Here is a 17177-nt window from a genome sequence, read left to right as displayed (position 1 = left end):
AATGGATACTAAAACAATAATTGAAATTTGTACTAGTATTATTAGTGCTATGTCTGTTATTATAACTTTAGGAATTACTATATATTTTCAATTTGAAAATAGAAAAAGAACAATTAGAACAGAATTATATAAAGAATTAGAAAAGATTTGAAATAAATATCAATTTTTTTCTTATGAAGAGAAAAATTTACTTAGAGATTATAAAAATGAAATAATAGGTAGTAAACAACTTTCAGTAAAAGAAATGTCAAAACAATTTATAACACATTTTAATTCGTATTTGTGAGAAGTAAATATTTTATTATCTATTTTTAATTTCGAAAATAAATATGAATGTTCTCAATGTAGAAGTATTATTGATACAAAAAAATGAGATGAATTTACTAATTCATTATATAATAGGAAAAAAATAATTGATTGAAGTGTAATTTTTAAATTCTTTTTAGTAACTGAAAAAACAAGTTAAAAATTATGATTGCTATTTGCCCGAATTGTTTAAAAAATGATTTAAAATAATAAATTTAAAAATTTTAAGTTTTATCATAAAAAATTAAATTATTAAAGAATATACTTGTATATATATAATGGTTAATGAACATTAGTGATTATTCGCGTTCTTACTAATGTTCATTTTTTATTTTTAGTTGAAATTTTATATTTTTATGATATATTATTAGTAAGTATAGGTTTACCCTACTATGCTTGACTTATTAAATTAAATTTTAATGAACGCGAAAGGTTAAGTATTTTTTTATGTTTAAAGTTCAATTAGTTAATATTGAAAAAGGGCGTATTATTCCCGATAAAAATAATAAAGGTCAAACATTAAAGTTTGATGTTTTGAAGTTTGTAGAAATAAACAAACAAACAAGTGTGCCAACTGGTCAAACACGTGATAAATGATATAATCCGGAATTTGCTAGTGATTTTAATAATTGTTTATCTACTCTTGATTTAAAAGTTGGTAATTTTTATTCACTTGAACTTGATTTAAGCGGTAATATTAAAAAACTTTCTAATTGAAAATAGTTATTTATTAAAAGGGTAATTTTAAATAATTATTTTATGTTAGGAGTTAATTTTAAATTATGGCTAGAAGTAATAATTGTTCTTGTGGACAACCGTTTCATTTAGCTATTTATATGTGTAAACTTTGTGACCAAGTTATTTGTCCTAAAAGAGTTTTACAAAACTTATATACTAGAAAATATTATTGTCCAAATTGTATATTAGATATTGCTTTAAATAAGGCAATGAGACAGCAAGAAAGTAAGTTAAATTATGAGACATAAATGTAGTGATTGAACTTATGAACGAGTATATGGTTGTGAAATGTGTTACAGAGTTGCTAATGAAATGGAACGAATAAAAAAAGAGAATAAAAGAAATAAGTAAAAATTAAATAAGGGGCTTATATATGGATTATATATTTTTCATTAAGCCCCAATGGATTAGATTATAATTCATAAATAAGCTCCTTATTAGTATATAAAGTAAGGAGTTTTATTTATGCCTAATGAATTAGAGCAAACTAGTAATTATACTTTAACTAAAATTTTAAGAACTGGATTAAGTCCATTAAGTGCTATGGTAGGTGTTAGTGCTTATTATGGTCAATATTTAAAAGACCCAGTATTAGGTTCTATAAATTCTTTATTATTTAGTAAAAAGTTAGGAATTGATATATGGAATATTAATCAAAGACCAACTACTAGAAATAAAGTTATTAATAGTTATAAAAAGATATTTTTAGGTTTAGGGACTATTGGTTTAATTAACTATGCCAAGTTTGTTCAGTATGTAGATAAGTCAGTTTCTTTATTAAGAGATGAACCTTGTTTTTGGCCGCCTTGTCCTACTGAACCACCAATTCCTACTCCAATACCAACTCCTAATCCAGTAATTGATAAGCCTTTTGTAGATTGAGATACTTATATATCTTTAAATAGTTTTGGTATAGCTAATGTTATTAGTGGTTTAACTTAGTTAATACCTAATAAATTTGAAGCAATAAGAAAGATATGTAATATGGCTACTGGTGGATGTTTGATTAGTAGTGGTGTTGCTATGGGAATTAATAATAATTTTAATAATTATTTTGCTATTCCTACGATAATTGCGGGAGCAAGTGAAATTATAAATAGTTTATTGTTGCCATTAGGCAATACACATAATAATATAGAGTTACAAGAAGTATTTACTGATGAAAGAGCAAGATTAATTAACACTAGTGTTAGTGATTATCAAAGTACAAATGACAGTATGGTTGATGTTGATTTAAATGATGATAATATGTCGGAGATTAATTTAGATAGAGCAAGTTTAAACTGGGATTATTCTTATGCTTATACATTAGGTGGTGTTTAAAATGAAAAAAGATAAATGAAAAAATATGCCAAGACAAAAGTTACATAAGAAAAAAGCAAAGCGAAATTTTGAACAAAGATTAAGTGAAAATATGAGTTTTGATAATTTTTTAGGAGGTAAAAAATAATGGTTAAATGAATAGTTGTAATATTGACTGTGTTTGCTACTTCTTGGTTTTTTAAAGGTACTATTAAAAAGTTAGTTTGAAAATTTAAACATAAAAAACATGATATAGTTGATCCCGATTGTTGATATTGTAAAGAACAAAAACGGAAAGAAAGAGCAAGAAAAGAATTAGAGGAGGGAGGTGATTAAAATGCCCGCAGGTTTAACCGCACTATTAAATATGATTGGAGGTATTGGCCAAAAATTATTAGAATCTTTTAGTTATGTATTTGATTGAGTATTTGCTGGTGATTCAATTATGACAAATTGACCAGTTTTAATTCCAATATTTATGATGGTCTTAGTATTTATTAAAGAATTTATAGGACATATTATTCGTGGATTTAGGTAGAAAAAACTAAAGTTGTTTTTAGGAGGTAATAGTTATGATTAAATTATTTTTTGCAATAATTTTTGTTTTTCCTTTATTAGGTAAACTTTTACCTTCTTTAAATAATATTGTGCAAAATATTTTGCAAAGTTATATTACTGATTTTTCCGGTTTACATAATTTATCTTTGGTTATTAAAAGTTTTATTTTTGGTGATAGTTCACAACAAATAGTTTCTATGCCAGCACCATTGTTAGCAATTATTTTAGTACTTTTTACTTTTTCATTAATTTTAAAATTATTAAAAATAATATAGGAGTAGTTTATTATGGGTGTTGCTTTTATTTCAAAAATTTTAGAATTATTTGCGCAAATTTTAATGAAATTTTGAAATTTGCCAATGGCAGATTTGAGTTTTAATTTGGGGACTTTTGTTGTTTTTATTCTTTTAATAAAGTTTGCTATGTCAGTTTTTTTAAATATTGATATTCAGCCAGTTTTTACATCGGGTACTGTAAAGCAAAGTTATAGAAATATTAAAGGAAGTTCAAAATTTGTTGGAAAGCAAATTGCTAAACAACATGAAAGAAAACGTTTAAGAAATAAGGCTAAGGGTGTTGAAAATAAAAAAGGGAAGTTTGTAGGTGCTTAATTTATGAGTGATTTTGTTAATAGTATATTGCATTTAATTTTTATATTTTCTAGTAATGATATTAGTATATTTTTAAATCAACCAAATATTACTGATGAAGTTTATATTTTGTTTAATTTGACTTTTTGGTTGGTATTAGGTGTATTTTTTAATTTTATTTATCGTAGTATTAAATTTGTTTTTAGGTCATTATTTGGGTAGGTGTTAATTATGAGTGTTTGAGATATTTACAATAAAATACATCAATGTATAGTTGATTATTGAACTATGTTTATAGGTAGTCCAGTTGATGATTTTACTACTATTTTATGAAATTTAGTGGTTTATGGAACTCAGTTTTTTATTGGATTTATTATATTTTATGGTTCATGGTGAATTTTAAAATGTTTATTTGGTAAATAATTATGTGATTTAAGTTTGTTAAATTATTTTTTGTTGTAAATAGTACTGTTCAAGCACCAACTAGTTTAATTGTTTTTAATGCACCTAGTGAAAGTAATTACACTATAACTAGCGATATGGTTAAACCCGTTAAATATAATGATTTTAATGATTGAGCAACTATTCCATGAAACTCTGCTTATTTTGATGTTGGCCAACCAGATTTAAAATTAGTTTCTGCTGTTGTACATAAAACTACTGATACTCCTTATTCAATTCAATTTCATTCTGATGTGGTAGGTAATTTTGATAGACGAGTTAGTGATTTGTCTACAAATTATGATTTTACAGAGCAAGATTTAAACCAGTTATCTCTTATTTTATTTAATCATAATTATATACAAACTGGTAAGTTTAATGAGTTAGTTTTTTGAAATTATAATGTTTCTAATAATTTAAGTTTTAAGTTGACTTTTGAAATTACAAAACCTTTGAGTTTTTATATACAAGGTTTTATGTTTTATATTTCTGCTGAATATTTTAGTTATTTTTCTTCTATTTATACATTTTCATTTTTAGATTATGAGGGTAATATTCGTTATAATTTTAAAGGTGTATTAAATGATAAAGATAGTGTTTATAATTTAGGAAAATATAATTTTGTTACTATGCCGGTTCGTGTTCCAAATTTAAAGCATTTAACAATTGATTTTGATTTATCTTCGTTAACTAATCGTGACGGTTTGCATGTTAAATTTGGTCAGATGAATATTTTTTCTTCCAAAGATATTGTTCCAGTACCACCAAATAGTCCTTTTAACCCTGAGTATGAACGTGTTAGTTGATATGATGTTTTTGGTCATCTGCGTAATGCTTTTAGATGAATACTTTATGGTGTTGTTGGTAAAGTTTTACCAGTTGAACCATTAAGACAATTTCTTTTTACAACAGATAGTTTATTACGACATATTTTTTCAGATACGATTAGTACTGCTTTAAATGTTGATATTGTTAGTGGAATAGAAAATATTATACCTTTATGGTTATTTGTTAGAGCAATTAGTTTAATTATAGGTTAGGAGTTTATTATGGAAAATAAAAGATTGTTTTGATGTGAAATTTTGATTACAGTTGTTGTTTGTTTTTTAACATCATTAGTTACTGCATTATTTTTTAATTTTGATGTAGATAAATTAAAATTATTTTATGAAAATTCTGGTTTTGATGTTCAATTTTTATTGTTTATTTTTAATTTTATTTTTTCTTTTGTTTTTGGTTCATATTTTATGAAATTTTGTTTTTGAATTAAAAGTAAGTTTAAAAATAAAAATAAGGTGGTTAAATAATGCCTTGATATGGTTACGTGTTATTGGTTATAGGTTTGATTATGATTATTTATCCAATTCTTATAACTATTCGTAATGTTAAAATTTTAAAACGTGTAGGTAGTTATATTATTTCAGCGCCACCACGCACTGGTAAATCTGCTCTTGCTTGTTGTTTAGCACAAACTCATAAAAAACGAGTAGTTAGTCCTTTTCCTATTAAATTAAAAAATGGTTATTCTTATTTGGTTAATTATAATGATGTTTTTACTTTTAATCAGTTAGCAAGTAATTATGCTTTTGAGGAACAAGATTTAATAATTTTAGATGAATTAGCATTAAAAATAAATTCTAATGATTTAGGAGTACAGTTTAAAAATCAACAAGAAAGTTTAGGACAATTTTGTAAGTTAATAGGTCACATGTTTAATGGTACAATGTATTTGATTGAACAACACCCTAATAGAATACCAGTACAAGCAAGAGAAAAAGTAGAGTATGTTGTGCAAGTTAAAAGAATGCGTTTTTTGGGCTTTGTTGTTATATTTAATCTTAATTTATATACTAATATTGAGGATTATAATAAAGTAGTGTTTTCACGACGTAGAACAAAGAAAATGATTAAAAAAGGCATAATGCCTCCAAGTTATAGCGGTGAAGCAATGGCTATGACTTTATTTTTTCCTAGACATTGGTTGAAAAGGTATAATTCTAGGGCTTTACATTATGTGCATGAACTTAAAAGTGAATTATCACCTAAGAAATACCTTAAAGAAGCAAGTAGTATCGATATGACTTATAGTGATATTAAATTTGCTGGTTTGGATAAATTGGATAATATTTTAAAGAAAAAAGATAAACTTAAAAATAAAGATAAATAAAAATGATTATAGTCCCAGTGAACCTACTGGGACTATAATTTGGGTGAGCCACGTAGTGGTGAGGGACGAAGTCCCTATATACTTGAGCTATTTCCATGATTAAGTATCGTTTTTGTTTTATATTTATTTTTATAATTTTTTATGTTAAGATTTGTTTGTTATTAAAATGTATAAAATTGGTTTTTTTAAAACCTAGAATAGTCGAGTTTTATATATGGATTTTCAACAAGATTTTTATGTTAAAAAGATTTTTTATGCTTGTTATGTTAAAAATGTTGTTTTACCTATTTCTTTTTTAAATAATATTGGAAATAAAAAAGGTAAATGTTATGTTGGTAATAAACAAAAATTAAGAAATAATACTGTTCGTACTAAAACTAATTTAATTCAAAAAGCATTACATAATTTTTATGATAGTAAAATGTTGAGTTTTATTACTTTAACTTATAAAGATAATATACAAGATATTAAAAAAGCAAAAAAAGATATTCGTTTATTTTTTCTTAAATTAAAGAAATGGTGAAATGACCCTAAACGTTTTGAACATTTAGGAGAATTAAAGTATTTTTATGTTTATGAATATCAATCTCGTGGTGCTATTCATTTTCATATAATTTTTAATAGAAAGATACATAAAAGTATGCTAGCAGAATGATGAACTCACGGTTTTAATGATTTAAAAGTAGTTAAAAAAGGTACAAATGAATTTGTTATTAAATATTTAGGAAAGTATGTTACAAAAGCAATAGATGATGTTAAATCTATAAATCAAACAGATGTAGGTGTAAAGGCTTATGCTTTTAGTCGTAATTGTAAAAATCCTATTGTAGTTCGTGGTATTAAAAAAATTACAATCCAAGATATAATTAAAGCAAGTTTTAAAGCAACAAATGTATTTTATTTTAAAACTCAAAGAGATAGTAACGGTAATACTGTTATGATTGGTGGTATTATTGAAAGTACTGTTGTAAATGATTATTTTAAAGAATATGAAGATTATGAACGTTATGTATATTTAAGTGCTTTATCGCATAAGTATTATTTACGGACTAGTGAAATAGGTTATTTAATTCAAAGAGATAAAGATGTTTTGACTTGGGTAGATAAAGTTTTTGGCAATAAAGTTGAAAAAATAGATTTTAAGAAAAAAGTTTTACATTAGAAAAAAAACTAGTTTTTCTATATTTTTACTTGTATATATATATATATATATATATAATGTTTATTGAACATTAGTAATTACGACTATTCTTACTAGTGTTCATTTTTTTATTTTTTGTTGAAATTTTATATTTTTATGATATATTATTAATAAGTATAGGTTTTACCCTACTATGCTTAACTTATTAAATTAAATTTTAATGAATAGTCGAGGTTAAGTTTTTTTATGTTTAAAGTTCAATTAGTTAATATTGAAAAAGGGCGTATTATACCCGATAAAAATAATAAAGCTCAAACATTAAAGTTTGATGTTTTGAAGTTTGTAGAAATAAATAAACAAACAAGCGTGCCAACTGGTCAAACACGTGATAAATGATATAATCCAGAATTTGCTAGTGATTTTAATAATTGTTTATCTAGTGTTGATTTAAAAGTTGGTAATTTTTATTCACTTGAACTTGATTTAAGCGGTAATATTAAAAAACTTTCTAATTGAAAATAGTTATTTATTAAAAGGGTAATTTTAAATAATTATTTTATGTTAGGAGTTAAGTTTAAATTATGGCTAAAAATAATAATTGTTCATGTGAACAAGCATTTCATTTAGCAATTTATATATGTAAACTTTGCGACCAAGTTATTTGTCCAAAAAGAGTTTTACAAAACTTATATACTAGAAAATATTATTGTCCAAATTGTATATTAGATATTGCTTTAAATAGTTTTGGTATAGCGAATGTTATTAGTGGTTTAACTGAATTAATACCTAATAAATTTCAAAATATAAGAAAAATAGCAAATATGGGAACTGGCGGTTGTTTGATTTCAACTGGTGTTGCTATGGGTATTAATAATAATTTTAATAATTATTTTGCTATTCCTACGATTATTGCCGGAGCAAGTGAGATTATAAATACTTTATTATTACCATTTGGAAGTACACATAATAATACAGAATTACAAGAAGTATTTACTGATGAAAGAGCAAGAATAATTAATAACAGTGTTAATGATTATCAAAGTACAGATGACGGTATGGTTGAAGTTGATTTAAACGATGATAGTATGTCTGAGATTAATTTAGATAGAGCAAGTTTAAATTGGGATTATTCTTATGCTTATACATTAGGTGGTGTTTAAAATGAAAAAAGATAAATGAAAAAATATGCCAAGACAAAAGTTACATAAGAAAAAATCAAAAAGAAATTTTGAACAAAGATTAAGTGAAAATATGAGTTTTGATAATTTTTTAGGAGGTAAAAAATAATGGTTAAATGAATAGTTGTGATATTGGCTGTGCTTGGTACTGCTTGGGCTTTTAAGGGTACTATTAAAAAGATAATTTGAAAATTTAAACATAAAAAGCATAACGTAATTGACCCAGATTGTTGGTATTGTAAAGAACAAAAACGGAAAGAAAGAGCAAGAAAAGAATTAGAGGAGGGAGGTGATTAGAATGCCCGCAGGTTTAACCGCACTATTAAATATGATTGGAGGTATTGGCCAAAAATTATTAGAATCTTTTAGTTATGTATTTGATTGAGTATTTGCTGGGACTCAATTATGACAAATTGACCGGTATTAATTCCAATATTTATGATGGTCTTAGTATTTATTAAAGAATTCATAGGACATATTATTCGTGGATTTAGATAGAAAGAATTAAAGTTATTTTTAGGAGGTAATAGTTATGATTAAATTATTTTTTGCGATAATTTTTGTTTTTCCTTTATTGGGTAAACTTTTACCTTCTTTAAATAATATTGTGCAAAATATTTTACAAAGTTATATTACTGATTTTTCTGGTTTACATAATTTATCTTTGGTTATTAAAAGTTTTATTTTTGGTGATAGTTCACAACAAATAGTTTCTATGCCAGCACCATTGTTAGCAATTATTTTAGTACTTTTTACTTTTTCATTAATTTTAAAATTATTAAAAATAATATAGGAGTAGTTTATTATGGGTGTTGCTTTTATTTCAAAAATTTTAGAATTATTTACACAAATATTTATGAAATTTTGAAATTTGCCAATGGCAGATTTAGGTTTTAACTTAGGAACTTTTGTTGTTTTTATTCTTTTAATAAAGTTTGCTATGTCAGTTTTTTTTAAGTATTGATATTCAGCCAGTTTCTACATCGGGTACTGTAAAGCAAAGTTATAAAAATATTAAGGGAAGTTCAAAATTTGTTGGAAAGCAAATTGCTAAACAACATGAAAGAAAACGTTTAAAAAATAAGGCTAAGGGTGTTGAAAATAAAAAAGGGAAGTTTGTAGGTAATTAATTATGAGTGATTTTGTGAATAGTATATTACATTTAATTTTTATATTTTCTAGTAAAGATATTCAAATATTTTTAAATCAACCAAATATTACTGATGAAGTTTATATTTTGTTTAATTTGACTTTTTGGTTGGTATTAGCTGTATTTTTTAATTTTATTTATCGTAGTATTAAATTTGTTTTTAGGTCATTGTTTGGGTAGGTGTTAATTATGAGTGTTTGAGATATTTACAATAAAATACATCAATGTATAGTTGATTATTGAACTATGTTTATAGGTAGTCCAGTTGACCAATTTACTACTATTTTATGAAATTTAGTAGTTTATGGAACTCAGTTTTTTATTGGATTTATTATATTTTATGGTTCATGGTGAATTTTAAAATGTTTATTTGGTAAATAATTATGTGATTTAAGTTTGCTAAATTATTTTTTGTTGTAAATAGTACTGTTCAAGCACCAACTAGTTTAATTGTTTCTAATGCACCTAGTGAAAGTAATTACACTATAACTAGCGATATGGTTAAACCCGTTAAATATAATGATTTTAATGATTGAGCAACTATTCCATGAAACTCTGCTTATTTTGATGTTGGCCAACCAGATTTAAAATTAGTTTCTGCTGTTGTACATAAAACTACTGATACTCCTTATTCAATTCAATTTCATTCTGATGTTGTAGGTAATTTTGATAGACGAGTTAGTGATTTATCTACAAATTATGATTTTACAGAGCAAGATTTAGAACAGTTATCTCTTATTTTATTTAATCATAATTATATACAAACTGGTAAGTTTAATGAGTTAGTTTTTTGAAATTATAATGTTTCTAATAATTTAAGTTTTAAGTTGACTTTTGAAATTACAAAACCTTTGAGTTTTTATATACAAGGTTTTATGTTTTATATTTCTGCTGAATATTTTAGTTATTTTTCTTCTATTTATACATTTTCATTTTTAGATTATGAAGGTAATATTCGTTATAATTTTAAAGGTGTATTAAATGATAAAGATAGTGTTTACAATTTAGGAAAATATAATTTTGTTACTATGCCGGTTCGTGTTCCAAATTTAAAGCATTTAACAATTGATTTTGATTTATCTTCGTTAACTAATCGTGACGGTTTGCATGTTAAGTTTGGGCAGATGAACATTTTTTCTTCCAAAGATATTGTACCAGTACCACCAAATAGTCCTTTTAACCCTGATTATGAACGTGTTAGTTGATATGATGTTTTTGGTCATTTGCGTAATGCTTTTAGATGAGTACTTTATGGTGTTGTTGGTAAAGTTTTACCAGTTGAACCATTAAGACAATTTCTTTTTACAACAGATAGTTTATTACGACATATTTTTTCAGATACGATTAGTACTGCTTTAAATGTTGATATTGTTAGTGGAATAGAAAATATTATACCTTTATGATTATTTGTTAGAGCAATTAGTTTAATTATAGGTTAGGAGTTGTGAAATAATGCCTTGATATGGTTACGTGTTATTGGTTATAGGTTTGATTATGATTATTTATCCAATTCTTATAACTATTCGTAATGTTAAAATTTTAAAACGAGTTGGTAGTTATATTATTTCAGCGCCACCACGTACTGGTAAATCTGCTCTTGCTTGTTGTTTAGCACAAACTCATAAAAAACGAGTAGTTAGTCCTTTTCCTATTAAATTAAAAAATGGTTATTCTTATTTGGTTAATTATAATGATGTTTTTACTTTTAATCAGTTAGCAAGTAATTATGCTTTTGAAGAAGAAGATTTAATAATTTTAGATGAATTAGCATTAAAGATAAATTCTAATGATTTAGGAGTACAGTTTAAAAATCAACAAGAAAGTTTAGGACAATTTTGTAAGTTAATAGGTCATATGTTTAATGGTACTATGTATTTGATTGAACAACATCCTAATAGAATACCAGTACAAGCAAGAGAAAAAGTAGAGTATGTTGTGCAAGTTAAAAGAATGCGTTTTTTGGGCTTTGTTGTTATATTTAATCTTAATTTATATACTAATATTGATGATTATAATAAAGTAGTGTTTTCACGACGTAGAACAAAGAAAATGATTAAAAAAGGCATTATGCCTCCAAGTTATAGTGGTGAAGCAATGGCTATGACTTTATTTTTTCCTAGACACTGGTTAAAAAGGTATAATTCACATGCTTTACATTATGTGCATGAACTTAAAAGTGAATTGTCACCTAAAAAATACCTTAAAGAAGCAAGTAGTATTGATATGACTTATACTGATATTAAGTCTGCTGGTTTAGATAAATTAGATAATATTTTAAAGAAAAAAGATAAACCTAAAAATAAAGATAAATAAAAATAGTTATAGTCGCAGTGAACCTACTGCGACTATAATTTGGGTGAGCCACGTAGTGGCGAGGGACGTAGTCCCTATATACTTGAGCTATTTCCATGCCAGAACATTCAGTAATACTTTTTTTAATATAATCTCCTTCCTTATTTGAAAGTAATCCATAGATTCAAACAACTAATTGATCATCTGATTGGCTTTTAAAGTGTGGTTGACGATTTAAGGTATAACTTAAAATTCAACTTGAATCGATAGCAGTAACAATTCCACCAGTTACAACTTTTTTAGCATATGGCTCTCTTTTACTGATTTTTTCAATATAAGGTGCCATTTTTTTATCTAGAGTTGTTAATGTTGCTGAGATAAATCAACTTTCTTTTGGTAAATTTGCATAAAATTTCTCTGGTTTTCCAAAATCTTTACTTTGCTTTGCCAAATTTTCTCATAATTCTCAACTTCCACCTAATTGGAGTTGTTCACTAATTGGTGCTGGAGTATTATGATCACCATATGTTGTACTTTCAGTAATACTGCCATTAGTTACAAAAACAAAATCATTTTCTTTTAATATTATTTGTTGTTCTTTATTCTTTTTTTGAAAAATGATTTTTTTTGCAATTTTTTCTTTATTTTCATTTTCTGAAATTATAATATTTTTTACTATTGTTTCATAGTGAAAAACAACACCTTGTTCTTCTAAGTGAGAAATTAATGGTAAAACAAGTGATTCGTATTGATTGTATTTTGTAAATTTAAGTGCTGATAAATCTGGTAATCCACCAAGGTGATGAATGAATCTCATAATATATCTTCTCATTTCCATAGCACTATGTCATTTTTCAAAAGCAAACATTGATGATCAATATCATCAAAAATTTGATTTAAAAAAATCTTCTGGAAATACTTCTTCGATTGTTTTATTATTTAGATTTACTTCTTTTGTTAAAAATAATTCAATTATTTTTTTACAAGCCTCTTCATTCAAAGTAAACTTACCATCATCTTCTGTTCTTTTCCCTTGTTGATGAATAAGTCGACACTTAGAATAATTTGGATCTTCTTTATTTAATCAGTAAAATTCATCTAAAACTGAAGCCCCTTCAATTTCTAAAGATGGAATAGAGCGAGATAAATCTCATAGACATTCAAAATGGTTTTCCATTTCTCGTCCACCACGACTAATGAAACCCTTATCTGGATTTAAAATCCCATCTAAACTACCACCAGCAATACTTAATTCTTCAAAAATATGGATATTTTCTGGATTCATTTTTGCATCTCTGATTAAAAATGTAGCAGCGGCTAAAGAAGCTAATCCTGCTCCTACTAAAAATGCTTTTTTATCTTCTATTTCTTGTGCTGGTTTAGGTTGTGCAAATGCTTCATAATTTCCATTGCTTTTATACATATAATTTGTACCTCCTATTTGTTATTTTTTATTTTTTTGTTAATCATTTAAATTTTGTTTAATTTTATTAGTAATAAAATGAGCTAACTGCATACCAATTACTTTTGATGGTATTTCAGTTGGATGAACAGTATCGACAAAAAAGTAGTTATTAACTGTATCTAAAGTTACCCCCGGATTTAATTTGGGTTGTAAAATTCCATCTTTTAAAAATGATTCATAAAAACTAATATCACTAGCTCCTTCTTTAATATTCATTCCTCTTTTACCTAAATCATTTAATGTTTGTTTAACAACTGATGAAAGTTCAAAATCATTAATTTGTTTTGGGTAATCTTCTTTTAAAGTTTTTATCATTGCTTTTCATTGTGAATGAAAATATTTAAAAGCTGCTGCTGCTTTTGTCTCTAGGATAGGATCATTATTATAAGCAGGAGTTTCACTAATATCCGGAACATCAGTAACAACAATATTCGCTACATGATGTTTAAGTAGTCGCATTAGTGATATTTTTTCATTAAGGATTGCAAAATCTAAATAAAGTTTTCATGTTAAGAAAGGAGAAGTTGTATCTTGCATTACTGCCAAAAGATCATTAACCCCCATTACATATAGTACTCAATCATGATCATTAATATTTTTATGTTGTGAAAGTAGAGAAGTAACTTGTGCTTGTGCTGAAAATTTACTAACAAAAAATCCACCTGGATAAATACTATATCCTAATCTAGCAGCACCAACAGCATAATTTTCGCCAATTTGTTGATAAGTTTTGCCAACAAATGGTATTTTTTGAAATTTCCATGCTGGTGTTAAAGGTTTATGAAAATAATTTGCTACAACACTAACTGCATTTGGACCATTACAAAACTGATTATTATGATAAGGTTCTTCCATTTTAATTTCTTGAATTTTTGGAAGGATTTTATTACCTTTAAAAAATTGTGTTCCAGCTCCAACAAGTGCACCATTATCTGATAAACTATCACCAATAACGTATAAATTATCAACTTGTTCTATAGCTTGTTCTTCTTTATTTAAATAACAATGCTTTGAATTAATAGTTAATAATGATAATGAACTTAAAAGTGTAGCACATGTTAAGTTATATCAACGCATGTTTATTTGCCTCCTATGTATTTTTTCATTATTTTTTTAGAAATATTTATTTTTTAGTATTAAGATTTACTAAAAATATCATTTTTTATTATTTATTTTTGGATTCATTTTGATAAAAAATATAAAATAATTTTAATTGATTCAGTTTTTATAAAATTCAAGTGTGTATAAACTAAACTAATGATTAGTTTTAGTCTTTTTAAAATAATTATTCTAAGTAAATCTTAATTTAAGTCTATAATTAAAAAAATGAATATACAATAAAAATAAAAAAAGATAATTTGATTAATTAAACTATCTTTTATTTATTGATTAGTGTATTTAATTTTAGATTAAAATATTAATTAGTAAAAATATAGTCTAATGGTATATCTCAATTATCGTGATTAATTATATAAGGAATTTTTTGAATAGCAAAACCAAGTCCTATTTTACTAAAGTTAAATTTATTTTTAGATAAATAACGATCGTAAAAACCTTTACCATAACCAATACGATAATAATCTTTATCAAAGGCAATCAATGGTACTAACATACAATCAATTTGACTTCCTATAACTTTTTGGCAATTTAAACTTGGTTGTCCAATTTTAAAATCATTATCAAATACGATATCGTTTCAACTATTAATAAAGTAAAATTCCAAATGCTCACCATTCATTCTTGGTAAACAAACTTGTTTTAGATTTTTTCATAATAATTCAATAATTTCTTTAGTTTCTACTTCATATGGTAAGGAATTATAAAGAGCAAATACATTATTTTGTTTAAAATAATGTGATTCATTAAATTTATTGAAAATAATTTTATTTCACTTTTGATAATTATTTTTAGAAACATTTTTTAATTTTTTTAAATAAATGGTTCTTAAACTAATTTTATCCTTAATTTCCATTTCCATTTTTTTCACATTCTTTCTCAATTATTTTATTAATACCATTAATACCAATAAGGGCACATTTAATTCGATTACGTTGTCTTGGTACATTTTTAAAAGCAATCATATTTTCAATTATTTTATCATTAAATTGCTTTTCTGATAACATTGCTTGATAATTAATAATAATTTCTTTTATTTGTGATATTGTTTTACCTTCAATTAAAATACAAAAAAGATCGGTTGCTGCAGTTGAAATAGCACACCCAATTCCAGTAAAGCGTGCGCTATTAATAACTTTATTTTTAATAGAAATTTCAACATGAAAATTATCAACACATGATTCATTGTTTTGATGATATGTCAAACTATTTGGTAAATTTTTAAAACCTTTATTTTTTGGATTACTATAGTGTTCAACAATTAGTTTGCGATAATAGTCTTGATTGTTATTAAAAGAATTCATTTAAAAAATCTCCTCCTTCATTAATCCCTTTTTTTAAAGCTATTACTAATAAGTCAATATCTTTTTTGCAATTGTATATGTAAAAACTAAGACGAATTGTTACTTCAGCGTTAATTATATTAGGTAATAATTTAGCACAATAAGTTCCACTGCGTACGCATATATTTTGTGTTCCTAAAAAATTAGCAACATCTTGTGCAAATACTTTTTTAATATTAAATATTATGTTACTACTATTGCCATCAATATTATAAATTTCAATGTTATTTCCTAACTGCGCTGTTAATTGTTCAATTGCGTATTTTTTTAGTAAAATTTCATGATTTCTAATATTTTCAATACCAATGTTTAATAAATACTTAATAGCTGCACCTAGCCCAAATACACCCGCAATATTTTGTGTTCCACCCTCAAAACGATAAGGACTATCTAATAAGTTAAATTTACCATTTTCATAAATATCACCATTCATGCCTCCACCCAATATTAGTGGATCTAGCATATTTAATCATTCGTTTTTTCCTCAAAAGACACCGATTCCAGTTGGACCAAAAACTTTATGACCAGAAAATCCAAAAAAATCAATATTTCAATTTTTAACATCGGTTTTTATATGTCCTATTGATTGTGCACCATCTATTATTACTAAAATATTTTTAAAAATTCAATTATCACTTTTAACATTTTTTTTACCATATTCTTTAATAAAATTAGTTAATGTTTCAGTATCATTTTTTATTGCTAAAGAATTATTAATATTTGCAAAAGCAACTATTCTAGTTTTAGGTGTTAAAACTTTTTTTAAATTTTCAACAGTAATGACTCCTTGTTTATTTGTTTCAATAAATTTTATTTTAATTTTTTTAGTTTGTATCAAACGATAAAATGGTAAGAGTAATGAGCTATGTTCTAAAGTGGTTAATAAAATTTCATCATTTTCTTGTAAATATTTTTCTAAGCCAAAAGCAATTTGATTATAAGCAAAAGTTGCTGAAGGACAAAAAACTATTTCGTTTTCGTTACTATTAATAAATTTACTAATTGTTTTTCTAGTATCTTCAAATATATCATTTCCCTTAACAGCAAGTTGATAATCTTGACTATGTGGATTAATACAATATTTTTCATAATAATCCCTAACAGCATCAATAACTATTTGTGGTTTTAGTGAAGAAGCCGCTGTATCTAAATAAACTAAATCAGGATTATTTTTAAAAAAGGGAAAATCAGTTTTAAAGGTATTATCATTAATGTTTATTTTTTTATTCATATTTACTCCTATATCATTACACCAAATATAATATACTTATACTAATGATTATACACTTAATTTTGTGCTAATTTTCTTAAAATTAAAAAATGAATAAAATATTATTTGTGCACTATAAAGTAATAATATTTAAAAAAATTAATATTTTAAATTTTTTAA

The 17177-nt window shown here is 25.0% G+C and carries 31 protein-coding genes and 1 pseudogene; 27 read left to right on the top strand and 5 right to left on the bottom strand.

Going from position 1 to position 17177, the window contains the following annotated elements:
* The first annotated feature begins 1 nt into the window (after nucleotide 1).
* The 27 genes from AACK83_RS08605 (at nucleotide 2) to AACK83_RS08475 (ending at nucleotide 11884) form a co-directional block, all read left to right on the top strand.
* Nucleotides 2-466 (top strand): hypothetical protein, encoded by a 465-nt coding sequence (locus AACK83_RS08605; RefSeq protein WP_338957735.1) that lies wholly within the window; start codon nucleotides 2-4, stop codon nucleotides 464-466.
* Between the two features lie 287 nt (nucleotides 467-753).
* Nucleotides 754-1029 carry a hypothetical protein gene (locus AACK83_RS08600; RefSeq protein ID WP_338956755.1) on the top strand — a complete coding sequence of 92 codons (276 nt, stop codon included), beginning with the start codon at nucleotides 754-756 and terminating at the stop codon, nucleotides 1027-1029.
* 59 nt (nucleotides 1030-1088) lie between these two features.
* On the top strand, nucleotides 1089-1292 hold the full coding sequence (locus tag AACK83_RS08595; protein WP_338956753.1) for a hypothetical protein: 204 nt from the start codon (nucleotides 1089-1091) through the stop codon (nucleotides 1290-1292).
* A 217-nt stretch (nucleotides 1293-1509) separates the two neighbouring features.
* On the top strand, nucleotides 1510-1986 hold the full coding sequence (locus AACK83_RS08590; RefSeq protein ID WP_338957733.1) for a hypothetical protein: 477 nt from the start codon (nucleotides 1510-1512) through the stop codon (nucleotides 1984-1986).
* Between the two features lie 42 nt (nucleotides 1987-2028).
* Nucleotides 2029-2367, top strand: a complete 339-nt coding sequence (locus AACK83_RS08585) for a hypothetical protein (protein WP_338957730.1) — start codon at nucleotides 2029-2031, stop codon at nucleotides 2365-2367.
* Between the two features lies 1 nt (nucleotide 2368).
* Entirely contained in the window at nucleotides 2369-2494 is a 126-nt protein-coding gene (locus tag AACK83_RS08580; RefSeq protein WP_338956654.1) for a hypothetical protein, read from the top strand.
* Nucleotides 2494-2682: a hypothetical protein gene (locus tag AACK83_RS08575; protein WP_338957728.1), complete on the top strand. Its 189-nt coding sequence runs from the start codon at nucleotides 2494-2496 to the stop codon at nucleotides 2680-2682. The genes AACK83_RS08580 and AACK83_RS08575 overlap by 1 nt, the downstream gene beginning before the upstream one ends.
* A 1-nt stretch (nucleotide 2683) precedes the next feature.
* The gene (locus tag AACK83_RS08570) at nucleotides 2684-2884 is read left to right on the top strand and encodes a hypothetical protein (RefSeq protein WP_338956748.1); all 201 of its coding nucleotides are present in this window, start codon (nucleotides 2684-2686) and stop codon (nucleotides 2882-2884) included.
* Between the two features lie 34 nt (nucleotides 2885-2918).
* Nucleotides 2919-3179, top strand: a complete 261-nt coding sequence (locus AACK83_RS08565) for a hypothetical protein (protein WP_338956747.1) — start codon at nucleotides 2919-2921, stop codon at nucleotides 3177-3179.
* A gap of 12 nt (nucleotides 3180-3191) precedes the next feature.
* Nucleotides 3192-3515, top strand: coding sequence for a hypothetical protein (locus AACK83_RS08560; protein WP_338957727.1), 324 nt, complete (start codon nucleotides 3192-3194; stop codon nucleotides 3513-3515).
* Between the two features lie 3 nt (nucleotides 3516-3518).
* The gene (locus tag AACK83_RS08555) at nucleotides 3519-3716 is read left to right on the top strand and encodes a hypothetical protein (protein WP_338956743.1); all 198 of its coding nucleotides are present in this window, start codon (nucleotides 3519-3521) and stop codon (nucleotides 3714-3716) included.
* A gap of 9 nt (nucleotides 3717-3725) precedes the next feature.
* On the top strand, nucleotides 3726-3917 hold the full coding sequence (locus AACK83_RS08550) for a hypothetical protein (RefSeq protein WP_174481228.1): 192 nt from the start codon (nucleotides 3726-3728) through the stop codon (nucleotides 3915-3917).
* A 2-nt stretch (nucleotides 3918-3919) separates the two neighbouring features.
* Nucleotides 3920-4975 carry a hypothetical protein gene (locus AACK83_RS08545; protein ID WP_338956741.1) on the top strand — a complete coding sequence of 352 codons (1056 nt, stop codon included), beginning with the start codon at nucleotides 3920-3922 and terminating at the stop codon, nucleotides 4973-4975.
* Nucleotides 4976-4984: 9 nt separating this feature from the next.
* Nucleotides 4985-5242, top strand: a complete 258-nt coding sequence (locus tag AACK83_RS08540; protein WP_338957725.1) for a hypothetical protein — start codon at nucleotides 4985-4987, stop codon at nucleotides 5240-5242.
* Complete coding sequence (locus tag AACK83_RS08535) at nucleotides 5242-6102, top strand: hypothetical protein (RefSeq protein WP_338957723.1); 861 nt, start codon at nucleotides 5242-5244, stop codon at nucleotides 6100-6102. Before AACK83_RS08540 ends, AACK83_RS08535 begins: the two co-directional genes overlap by 1 nt.
* 214 nt (nucleotides 6103-6316) lie before the next feature.
* On the top strand, nucleotides 6317-7264 hold the full coding sequence (locus tag AACK83_RS08530; protein ID WP_338957721.1) for a rolling circle replication-associated protein: 948 nt from the start codon (nucleotides 6317-6319) through the stop codon (nucleotides 7262-7264).
* A gap of 225 nt (nucleotides 7265-7489) precedes the next feature.
* Entirely contained in the window at nucleotides 7490-7765 is a 276-nt protein-coding gene (locus AACK83_RS08525) for a hypothetical protein (RefSeq protein WP_338957719.1), read from the top strand.
* A 59-nt stretch (nucleotides 7766-7824) separates the two neighbouring features.
* The gene (locus AACK83_RS08520; RefSeq protein ID WP_338957717.1) at nucleotides 7825-8403 is read left to right on the top strand and encodes a hypothetical protein; all 579 of its coding nucleotides are present in this window, start codon (nucleotides 7825-7827) and stop codon (nucleotides 8401-8403) included.
* A 1-nt stretch (nucleotide 8404) separates the two neighbouring features.
* Complete coding sequence (locus tag AACK83_RS08515) at nucleotides 8405-8530, top strand: hypothetical protein (protein ID WP_338957716.1); 126 nt, start codon at nucleotides 8405-8407, stop codon at nucleotides 8528-8530.
* Nucleotides 8530-8718 (top strand): hypothetical protein, encoded by a 189-nt coding sequence (locus AACK83_RS08510; RefSeq protein WP_338957715.1) that lies wholly within the window; start codon nucleotides 8530-8532, stop codon nucleotides 8716-8718. Before AACK83_RS08515 ends, AACK83_RS08510 begins: the two co-directional genes overlap by 1 nt.
* Before the next feature lies 1 nt (nucleotide 8719).
* The gene (locus AACK83_RS08505; RefSeq protein ID WP_338957714.1) at nucleotides 8720-8848 is read left to right on the top strand and encodes a hypothetical protein; all 129 of its coding nucleotides are present in this window, start codon (nucleotides 8720-8722) and stop codon (nucleotides 8846-8848) included.
* 105 nt (nucleotides 8849-8953) lie between these two features.
* Nucleotides 8954-9214, top strand: a complete 261-nt coding sequence (locus AACK83_RS08500; protein ID WP_338956747.1) for a hypothetical protein — start codon at nucleotides 8954-8956, stop codon at nucleotides 9212-9214.
* Nucleotides 9215-9356: 142 nt separating this feature from the next.
* Nucleotides 9357-9551, top strand: coding sequence for a hypothetical protein (locus tag AACK83_RS08495; RefSeq protein WP_338957713.1), 195 nt, complete (start codon nucleotides 9357-9359; stop codon nucleotides 9549-9551).
* A gap of 2 nt (nucleotides 9552-9553) precedes the next feature.
* Nucleotides 9554-9751, top strand: a complete 198-nt coding sequence (locus tag AACK83_RS08490; protein ID WP_338957711.1) for a hypothetical protein — start codon at nucleotides 9554-9556, stop codon at nucleotides 9749-9751.
* A gap of 9 nt (nucleotides 9752-9760) precedes the next feature.
* Complete coding sequence (locus AACK83_RS08485) at nucleotides 9761-9952, top strand: hypothetical protein (RefSeq protein ID WP_338957709.1); 192 nt, start codon at nucleotides 9761-9763, stop codon at nucleotides 9950-9952.
* Between the two features lie 2 nt (nucleotides 9953-9954).
* The gene (locus AACK83_RS08480) at nucleotides 9955-11010 is read left to right on the top strand and encodes a hypothetical protein (RefSeq protein WP_338957708.1); all 1056 of its coding nucleotides are present in this window, start codon (nucleotides 9955-9957) and stop codon (nucleotides 11008-11010) included.
* A gap of 13 nt (nucleotides 11011-11023) precedes the next feature.
* Nucleotides 11024-11884 carry a hypothetical protein gene (locus tag AACK83_RS08475; RefSeq protein ID WP_338957707.1) on the top strand — a complete coding sequence of 287 codons (861 nt, stop codon included), beginning with the start codon at nucleotides 11024-11026 and terminating at the stop codon, nucleotides 11882-11884.
* A gap of 82 nt (nucleotides 11885-11966) precedes the next feature.
* Here the strand turns inward: AACK83_RS08475 and AACK83_RS08470 are convergent.
* From AACK83_RS08470 to AACK83_RS08450, 5 genes and pseudogenes are all read right to left on the bottom strand, one after another.
* A pseudogene (locus AACK83_RS08470) lies at nucleotides 11967-13286 on the bottom strand (oleate hydratase); the annotation flags it as partial.
* A 39-nt stretch (nucleotides 13287-13325) separates the two neighbouring features.
* Entirely contained in the window at nucleotides 13326-14405 is a 1080-nt protein-coding gene (locus tag AACK83_RS08465; protein ID WP_338957704.1) for an SGNH/GDSL hydrolase family protein, read from the bottom strand.
* Nucleotides 14406-14745: 340 nt separating this feature from the next.
* Nucleotides 14746-15300 carry a 5-formyltetrahydrofolate cyclo-ligase gene (locus AACK83_RS08460; RefSeq protein ID WP_256468307.1) on the bottom strand — a complete coding sequence of 185 codons (555 nt, stop codon included), beginning with the start codon at nucleotides 15298-15300 and terminating at the stop codon, nucleotides 14746-14748.
* Nucleotides 15290-15748 (bottom strand): Fe-S cluster assembly sulfur transfer protein SufU, encoded by a 459-nt coding sequence (sufU, locus tag AACK83_RS08455; protein WP_174481014.1) that lies wholly within the window; start codon nucleotides 15746-15748, stop codon nucleotides 15290-15292. The genes AACK83_RS08460 and sufU overlap by 11 nt, the downstream gene beginning before the upstream one ends.
* The gene (locus tag AACK83_RS08450; RefSeq protein ID WP_338957699.1) at nucleotides 15735-17018 is read right to left on the bottom strand and encodes an aminotransferase class V-fold PLP-dependent enzyme; all 1284 of its coding nucleotides are present in this window, start codon (nucleotides 17016-17018) and stop codon (nucleotides 15735-15737) included. The genes sufU and AACK83_RS08450 overlap by 14 nt, the downstream gene beginning before the upstream one ends.
* Nucleotides 17019-17177 lie beyond the last annotated feature (159 nt).

It is taken from the genome of Spiroplasma endosymbiont of Tiphia femorata, assembly GCF_964020225.1.
GTDB lineage: Bacteria > Bacillota_I > Bacilli_A > Mycoplasmatales > VBWQ01 > Spiroplasma_E.
The sequence above is the reverse complement of the archived record's forward strand: the minus strand, read 5'-3'. Positions and strand labels throughout refer to the sequence as shown.